A 691-nucleotide genomic window follows, 5' to 3' on the forward strand; every position below is an offset into this window, starting at 1 on the left:
CATAGCATCTAACAATTTCATCTATAAATGCATATCTGGATTTTTTTAATAAATCAACATCAGGATGACCTAAATTAATTAAATAACTACCATGCGGTAAAATTTGATATGGTCGATAATTAAATTTATTACATGCTGTCTTAAAATCAGAAATTATTCTATCACTTAAAGGAATTGATTTCCATTGTCTTTGATTTTTCGTAAAAAATGAAAAAGCAGTGGCTTCTAATTGATATGCACGCAATACAGACATATTCAATCCACCAGCAATACTTACATGAGCACCAATATATTTCATCATATATAACCGATTTTTTAAATAAATATTAATATATTTAATTATGTGTTAAAATGAAGAAAGTATTTATTTATTATAAAAGATAATTTTTTTCTATTATAATATAAAATATTTATAAATAGTCATATTTAGCAAAATTTTATACTAATAAAAATTTTTTTATTAAAAATAAATTTAAATATATTTTCAAGATAAACATTTTAAACGTAGCAGATATTATATTTTCTATTAAATAAAATTAAATTATGATCAAATATTTTTAATGAAATTAAAAACTAACTTAATCGATAGGTATATAAATAAAGCACTTTAATTCAGAAAATTCTTTATAATCATTTCATTTTTCTTTTTTTTAATCAAAAAATCATTCCTTTATTTTTTATAAAAAACATT

1 pseudogene is annotated in these 691 nt (G+C 19.1%); it reads right to left on the reverse strand.

Features of this window, described 5'->3' with window-relative positions:
- A pseudogene (locus LDP10_RS03080) lies at nt 1-298 on the reverse strand (deoxyribonuclease IV); the annotation flags it as partial.
- Between the last annotated feature and the right edge of the window lie 393 nt (nt 299-691).

It is taken from the genome of Buchnera aphidicola (Pemphigus obesinymphae) (genome assembly GCF_026122815.1).
GTDB classification, from domain to species: Bacteria; Pseudomonadota; Gammaproteobacteria; order Enterobacterales; family Enterobacteriaceae; genus Buchnera_C; species Buchnera_C aphidicola_BJ.